The following is a 6409-nucleotide window of genomic DNA, read 5'->3' as shown; positions in this document are numbered from 1 at the left end:
CGACAACGACAACGACAGGGTACCCGGGATCTCGGTCACCACATCAGTTCTGATCGCACCCCGCGCTTGCCGCTCGGCGGCGGGCGTCAGGCGTCCATGGTATACATCTGCTCGATCGCCTCGCGGTAGCGCTCCACCACCTGGGCACGCTTGACCTTCAGCGTCGGCGTCATGAGGCCGTTCTCGACCGTCCAGGGCTCCAGGGTCAGGGTGGTGCGGCGGATCTTGGCGTAGCCGGGGAAGTCGCGCAGCGCCAGGCGTACCCGTTTGACCATCTCCCGGAGCAGGTGCGGGTCGTCCAGGCTCTTGGGCGACTCCGGGTCGAGCCCGAACTCCCGGGCCAGGCCGTTCCACAGGTCGCCGTTGAGCACCATCAGGGCGGTGAGATAGGAGCGGCCCTCGCCCAGCACGATGGCCTGCTCGAACAGGGGGTCCATACTGATCGCCAGTTCCAGGTCCGCCGGGGGCACCTTCTCGCCGTTGGACAGGACCAGGATGTCCTTGATCCGGCCGGTGATGTAGACATGCCGGCCGTCGATGCGCGCCTGGTCCCCGGTGTGCAGCCAACCGTCCTGGGTCAGGACCCGGGCGGTGGCGGCGTGGTTGTTCCAGTAGCCCAGCATCACGTTGTGGCCCTTGACCAGCAGCTCGTCGTTCGCGCCGATGCGCACCGCAACACCGCGGATGGGCACGCCCACGCTCTCCGGGATGTTGTCCTCCAGCGGGCTGACCGTGACCACGGGGCTGGTCTCCGTCAACCCGTAACCCTGCAACAGGGGCAGCCCAAGGCTCAGGAAGAAGCGCGCCACCGCGTAGGGCAGCGGGGCCCCGCCGCTCACCGCCGCGCGCATGCGCCCGCCCAGCTTGTCCAGCACCGGTACCGCCACCTTGCGGCGCAACGCGGGCCACAGCAGCAGCAGGGGATGCCAGCCGGCACGCCCCTGGACGCGCTGGAAGTTGCGCCAGCCCGCCGCCACGGCCAGCCGGAAGACCCAGCGCACCGGGGCCGGACGGGTGGCCAACTGGTCGGCGATGCGGGCGTAGATCCGCTCGAAGACCCGGGGTACGGCAATCATCACCGTCGGGCGGATGCTCTGCATGTCCTCCGCGAGCTGGGCCACGGAGCGGGCGAAGGCGACGCAGGACCCGGTCATCATCGGCAGGTAGTAGCCGCCGGTGCGCTCCAGGGCGTGGGACAGGGGCAGGAAGGACAGGAACACGTCCTCCTGATAGCAGTCGATGATGGTGACCGCCGCGTGTGAGTTGGACAGCAGGTTGCCGTGCGAGAGCATCACCCCCTTGGGCCGCCCGGTGGTGCCGGAGGTATAGACGATGGTCGCCAGCGAACCGGTATCCGCCTCCCGCGGGGGCGGCTCCGGGGCGGTATCCGGCAGCCAGGCCTCGGCGACCCGGACCCGCGGGTCCACCCCCGCCAGGCGCAGCGCCTCGGCACCACCGTCCAGGAGCACCACGCGCGTCGGCCAGGGCGCGCGCCCGATCGCCTCCGCCAGGCGCTTCCAGCGGCCCGCGTCCTGCACCAGCAGCACCTTGACCGCCGCATCCTGGAGGATATAGGCGGCGTTGTCCGCCCGGTCATCGGTGTAGAGCGGGACCGTGACCAGCCCCAGCGACATGGCCGCCAGGTCGAACATCACCCACTCCGGGCAGTTGCGCAGCACCATGGCGACACGGTCGCCGGCGGACAGCGACTCACCCGCCAGGGCGGCGCGCCAGCGCGCCACCGCCTGCCCCAGCTCGCGCCAGGTCAGTTGCCGCCAGCCCGCATCCCGGTCATGGAAGCGGTAGGCGACACGCTCCGGGGAGCGCCGAACCCGTTGAAAAAAAAGCCCGTCCAGGGTTCCGGCGCGCTCGATCGAGATCAGGTCCTCTGACCATTGGCTCACGGCAGTGTCCTCATCGAGTGGGTTTCTCGGTTTGCCACGCGCGGCGGTGGGTCTCGCGGGCACCTGCCTGGCGGTGCCCGCCAAGGCGGGGCGACGCCGGGGCGGCCCGCGTGAATGGGCGGCGCGTAAGGTAGCGAGGCTGTCATGATTTTGCAATCGGGCCAACCCGTTGAAAGAGCCGACAGCGAAGCGCGCGGAGTCAGGCGGCCCACCCGCGAGGTCCAGCCCCCTACATCCTTCATCCTTCATCCTTCATCCTTCATCCTTCATCCTTCATCCTTCATCCCCCGCGGCCCCGGCTGGGATAGAATCGGGCCCCAGCACCCACGCCGCCTGGAGACCAGCCGCTCATGCAGATCGAAATCAACGGAGAAGCCGCCGAGGTCGAGGAGGCCATCCCCATGGCCGCCCTGATCGCGACCCTGGCCCTGACCGGCAAGCGCATCGCCGTGGAACTGAACGGGGAACTGGTGCCGCGCAGCCGCTTTGACCAGCAACTGCTCGGGCCTGGGGACCGGGTGGAGATCATCCAGGCGGTCGGCGGGGGCTGACGGTTGAAGGTTGAAGGCTGACGGCTGAAGGCTGACGGCTGACGGCCGGGCGCCTGCCGGTTTATCCTGACCCCCCATCGCATCTCAGCCGGAGTCCCCGTTATGTCCCAAGCCCCCGCCCAGTCCGATAGCCTCATCATCGCCGGCCAGGAATACGGTTCACGCCTCCTGGTCGGTACCGGCAAATACAAAGACCTGGCCGAGACCGCCCGCGCCATCGAGGCGAGCGGCGCGCAGATCGTCACCGTCGCCGTGCGCCGCACCAACATCGGCCAGACCCCCGGGGAGCCCAACATCCTGGACGTGCTGCCCCCGGAGCGCTACACCATCCTGCCCAACACCGCCGGCTGCTATGACGTCGACACCGCCGTGCGCACCTGCCGCCTGGCCCGCGAACTCCTGGACGGCCACAACCTGGTCAAGCTGGAGGTCCTGGGGGACGAAAAGACCCTGTTCCCGGACGTGGTCGCCACCCTGGCGGCGGCGGAGATCCTGGTCAAGGACGGTTTCGACGTCATGGTCTACACCAATGACGACCCCATCATGGCCAAGCGACTGGAAGATCTGGGCTGCGTGGCGGTGATGCCCTTGGCCGCCCCCATCGGTTCCGGGCTCGGTATCCGCAACCCCCTAAACATCCTGACAATCGTCGAGAACGCCAAGGTCCCGGTGCTGGTCGACGCGGGCGTCGGCACCGCCTCCGACGCCGCGGTGGCCATGGAACTGGGGTGCGCCGGGGTACTGATGAACACCGCCATCGCCGCCGCCCGGGACCCGGTACTCATGGCGAGCGCCATGCGCAAGGCCATCGAAGCCGGGCGCGAGGCCTTCCTCGCCGGGCGCATGGCGCCCAAGCGCTTCGCCTCCGCCTCATCGCCACTGACGGGGCTGTTCTTCTGATCCTCACCTGGAATCCAAGGCTGACGCCTTGGATTCCAGGTGCTGGTGCGACGAAGTGCGCGTTTGTCGTTGTCGTAACCGAGCCCGGTAGGATGCGGTGAGGAACGAACCGCATCATCGACCGCCGAGCGGCGCGTGGTTCGGCCCGGGACGAGACGGCGGCGGCGGCTTGGGCGAACACTCCGCAGGGGAGGGCGGCCTACCAGCTTGCGCAGGCCGGTAGCATCGAAAGCCTGACGCGGTGCGATCTGCCGGGTTGGCGGGTTGAGAAAGGCGGGTGCTACCCCGACCAAGGGCTTGGGGGTAAACTCTACGGCTGGCGGCTCAAACCAGACGCCTCGGCTCGGACGGGGCCGTGACGCAGAGCGTTAGGCGACATAAAGAATGACATCTGTTACCGAGTTCGCAAATTTGACACCCCCTCAACTGAGATTGAGGGAGGCAGAGTTTTTTCTTGAGCGATTGAAAGAAGCCGGAACAGCAGACTATAACGATACTCTGTTCTTGATGACAGCATACTTCGATGCTTTCGTTTTCTGTTACGTATCAATAGAGGAAATGCTGTCTGACCCCAAGAAAGAAGCTTTGCGCGAACTCAGCATTTTCCGGTTCTTCAAGGCGCTCCGAAACATATCGACGCATCACAGCATATTAACTGGAATTAGAGATTCAAAGTTTGAGCGCCCAATCTCCAGGGTCGTTTCTGTCGGAGTTGGCTGTCACGTAGCTGAAACCGCAAAGTTTTTTCTCTTGCCAGACAAGGTACATGTGATATTTGACGCACTACTCCTTGAGCGCCCCAAAGAAAAGTATACGATCGACCCAGCACGCACGTTCCTAGATGAGATTTCTCGGTCCAATGACACAATCTATTTGACTAATCTAATGCAAAGAGCTTTGTCTGAAGCTACCGTATATGTCACCTAAAAAATCCATTCAATCCGACACTGCCTTGCTGCGTGGATTAATTCTGGCTTTAGGTCAATGACCGAGTGGAAATTTGACAATGGCCGACAATACCGTAACACCAAGAAGGGGCTATAGTATTTTTCATAATTTATTATAGGTTATGATACTTGGAACGAATTCCTCTATCCAATTCTTTGCATAGGACTTATGCGCGGCCTCCAAATTCCATTTGCCGGTGATACAGCGGAACCGGGGACAGCGGAACCGCAGCGGAACCGGGGACAGACCACGGTTTCGGGGGAAAAGGGGGAAAAGGGGTCAGAGCCCTTTTATTGGTAACAGGTCCTAACCAGTAAGGGCATGCAATGACAGTGCTCAAGTATAGGTATTGGCAAGATGAAGGCATGTGGCTTGGGTATCTGGAAGAATACCCAGATTACATGACGCAAGGTGAAACGCTAGAAGACCTCCAGGAAAACCTGCGAGACATTTACAAGGACATGACTAGCGGTGCCATCCCTTCTGTACGCCGTGTCGGAGAACTCGCCGTCGCATGAAAAGGCGCCAACTCATCGCCAGGCTACAACAAATGGGCTGCGTCTTGATACGCCACGGCGGCAGGCACGACTGGTATCAGAATCCGAAGACGGGAGAATCTTGCGGAACCGGGGACAGACCACGGCTTCGGCCTTGGGAATAAATTGGCCCAACGTCAACAATCGGAGTAGTCAGAATGAAATATACGGTTATTCTACATCGTACAGAAGATGGTATTAGCGTTTCGGTTCCTGGCCTTCCCGGGTGTTGGTCTGAGGGAGATACCGATGCAGAAGCCATCGAGAACATTCAGGACGCTATTCAGGAGTATCTGGCTGCGGTTAAAGAAATGAGCCGGGGTCAGGAAGTTCGTGAAGTGGATATAGTAGGAAAAGGGGTCAGAGGAAATGGGGTCAGTACCCTTTACGATGAAACCCGTTGATTAAGGGTACTGACCCCTTTACTCTGACCCCTTTACTCCCTGACCCCTTTACTCCCTGCTTTACTCCTCTGACCCCTTTACTCCTTTACTCCGTTAGGAGACTATACCCTCTGACTCCTTTACCCCTCTTTATCCTCTCCTTTACCCTCTTTACCCTGGACCCAATGTTCTAGCGTCTCCTTAGCTACTTTTTGAGCCGTCTGTGAAAGTTCTTTGGACCAAATATCTCGTTTACCGCGCAGAGTTGCGCGGCTTTGACATTTTGATACTGGAGCAGATTCTCAGATATTCAGAGGAAAAATATTTCGATACCGCTACTCGTCGAATGGTTGCGGTCGGCAAGCACCGGGGTGATCTTGTGATGATTCCATATGACATCACTGATGATCTGACAGTTACTCCTGTCACTGTTCACGCCACGACCAGGCAGCAAGTGGCATACCGAATCAAAAGCGGAAGGTTCCAAAAATGACCTGCACCAAAATCGCCTATTTTGAAGATGTTGACACGCTTCACCTTTGCATTGCTGAGGAGCCAGAGGCAGAGAGCGTTGAAATTAGTCCTGATGTCACGGCTGAGTTGAATGCAAAGGGCGAGTTGATTGGTTTGGAGATTATCAACGCAAGTTCTTATCTTCGCGATACGCTTCTTGAGTCTGTTCAAGCAAGACTGCTGCATCTGTCGAGAAAAGTTGCCTAATGGATAAGGCCCGCGGGGCGGAACCGGGGACAGGCGGAACCGGGGACAGGAACCGGCAGGAACCGGGGACCAGGAACCGGGGACAGACCACGGTTTCGGCCTTGGGAATAAATTGGCTCAACGTCAACAATCGGAGTAGTCAGAATGAAATATACGGTTATTCTACATCGTACAGAAGATGGTATTAGCGTTTCGGTTCCTGGCCTTCCCGGGTGTTGGTCTGAGGGAGATGCCGATGCAGAAGCCATCGAGAACATTCATGACGCTATTCAGGAGTATCTGGCTGCGGTTAAAGAAATGAGCCGGGGTCAGGAAGTTCGTGAAGTGGATATAGCGGCTTAGATATGTCGGCTCATGAGGCCAAATGTGTGATGCTTTACTATTAGCCAATAATAACTGATAATGAGATAGTCTATACTAAAATATTTTTGGATCCACGCACATGCTCATTTTCTCGCTCGTCGAAT

Annotated in this window: 9 protein-coding genes; 8 read left to right on the top strand and 1 reads right to left on the bottom strand. The window is 60.1% G+C overall.

Translation table 11 applies throughout. The features are described 5' to 3' along the window. Positions 1-86: 86 nt before the first annotated feature. Entirely contained in the window at positions 87-1904 is a 1818-nt protein-coding gene (locus QZY48_RS15480) for a long-chain fatty acid--CoA ligase (RefSeq protein ID WP_295432385.1), read from the bottom strand. Between the two features lie 350 nt (positions 1905-2254). Here QZY48_RS15480 and thiS point away from each other — a divergent pair, with 350 nt between their 5' ends. From thiS to QZY48_RS15440, 8 genes are all read left to right on the top strand, one after another. After that, the gene (gene thiS / locus QZY48_RS15475) at positions 2255-2455 is read left to right on the top strand and encodes a sulfur carrier protein ThiS (RefSeq protein ID WP_295432383.1); all 201 of its coding nucleotides are present in this window, start codon (positions 2255-2257) and stop codon (positions 2453-2455) included. Positions 2456-2557: 102 nt separating this feature from the next. Beyond that, positions 2558-3355 (top strand): thiazole synthase, encoded by a 798-nt coding sequence (locus tag QZY48_RS15470; protein ID WP_295432381.1) that lies wholly within the window; start codon positions 2558-2560, stop codon positions 3353-3355. A gap of 432 nt (positions 3356-3787) precedes the next feature. After that, positions 3788-4282: a hypothetical protein gene (locus QZY48_RS15465; RefSeq protein ID WP_295432378.1), complete on the top strand. Its 495-nt coding sequence runs from the start codon at positions 3788-3790 to the stop codon at positions 4280-4282. A gap of 347 nt (positions 4283-4629) precedes the next feature. Continuing rightward, positions 4630-4821, top strand: coding sequence for a type II toxin-antitoxin system HicB family antitoxin (locus tag QZY48_RS15460; RefSeq protein ID WP_295432376.1), 192 nt, complete (start codon positions 4630-4632; stop codon positions 4819-4821). Between the two features lie 176 nt (positions 4822-4997). After that, entirely contained in the window at positions 4998-5243 is a 246-nt protein-coding gene (locus tag QZY48_RS15455) for a type II toxin-antitoxin system HicB family antitoxin (RefSeq protein ID WP_295432374.1), read from the top strand. Positions 5244-5445: 202 nt separating this feature from the next. Further along, on the top strand, positions 5446-5715 hold the full coding sequence (locus QZY48_RS15450; RefSeq protein WP_295432371.1) for a hypothetical protein: 270 nt from the start codon (positions 5446-5448) through the stop codon (positions 5713-5715). Then, positions 5712-5942, top strand: a complete 231-nt coding sequence (locus tag QZY48_RS15445; RefSeq protein ID WP_295432369.1) for a DUF2283 domain-containing protein — start codon at positions 5712-5714, stop codon at positions 5940-5942. The genes QZY48_RS15450 and QZY48_RS15445 overlap by 4 nt, the downstream gene beginning before the upstream one ends. Positions 5943-6086: 144 nt before the next feature. Then, positions 6087-6284, top strand: coding sequence for a type II toxin-antitoxin system HicB family antitoxin (locus tag QZY48_RS15440; RefSeq protein WP_295432368.1), 198 nt, complete (start codon positions 6087-6089; stop codon positions 6282-6284). The last annotated feature ends 125 nt before the right edge of the window (positions 6285-6409 follow it).

The sequence above is a fragment of the uncultured Thiodictyon sp. genome (assembly GCF_903828115.1).
Classification (GTDB): Bacteria; Pseudomonadota; Gammaproteobacteria; order Chromatiales; family Chromatiaceae; genus Thiodictyon.
This window is presented reverse-complemented; position numbering and strand designations above follow the sequence as displayed.

Excerpts from the sequence above, each read along its gene's own strand:
- thiS (WP_295432383.1), top strand. The coding sequence starts at position 2,255 with ATGCAGATCGAAATCAACGGAGAAGCCGCCGAGGTCGAGGAGGCCATC.
- QZY48_RS15470 (WP_295432381.1), top strand. The coding sequence starts at position 2,558 with ATGTCCCAAGCCCCCGCCCAGTCCGATAGCCTCATCATCGCCGGCCAG.
- QZY48_RS15460 (WP_295432376.1), top strand. The coding sequence starts at position 4,630 with ATGACAGTGCTCAAGTATAGGTATTGGCAAGATGAAGGCATGTGGCTT.
- QZY48_RS15455 (WP_295432374.1), top strand. The coding sequence starts at position 4,998 with ATGAAATATACGGTTATTCTACATCGTACAGAAGATGGTATTAGCGTT.
- QZY48_RS15445 (WP_295432369.1), top strand. The coding sequence starts at position 5,712 with ATGACCTGCACCAAAATCGCCTATTTTGAAGATGTTGACACGCTTCAC.
- QZY48_RS15440 (WP_295432368.1), top strand. The coding sequence starts at position 6,087 with ATGAAATATACGGTTATTCTACATCGTACAGAAGATGGTATTAGCGTT.